We start from the raw sequence: 242 nt of genomic DNA, 5'->3' as shown, positions 1-242 counted from the left end.
CAATGATTCAAGAGCTGATGCCGGATTTTCCCTTTTTTATGCCGGGATTAATCTTGGTGCTTTACTGGGTGGATACCTTTGTATTGCCATAGGTAAAGGAGAAATACTGGGCAATACCATCCCGGAAAGTATGCGATGGAATGTAGCTTTCGGTCTGGCGGCTATCGTAATGGTCATTAGTTTGATTAATTTTGTTTTCACGCAAAGAAGCCTTGGAACGATAGGGCTTCAGCCGGGACACC

The 242-nt window shown here is 44.6% G+C and carries 1 pseudogene; it reads left to right on the top strand.

Annotated features, from left to right (window positions below):
* A pseudogene (locus SCA31_RS25170) lies at positions 1-242 on the top strand (MFS transporter); the annotation flags it as partial.

It is taken from the genome of Chryseobacterium sp. SIMBA_028 (assembly GCF_046535285.1).
In the GTDB taxonomy this organism is placed as follows: Bacteria; Bacteroidota; Bacteroidia; order Flavobacteriales; family Weeksellaceae; genus Chryseobacterium.
Note: the sequence above shows the minus strand (reverse complement) of the source record. Positions and strands in the feature narration are given on the sequence as shown.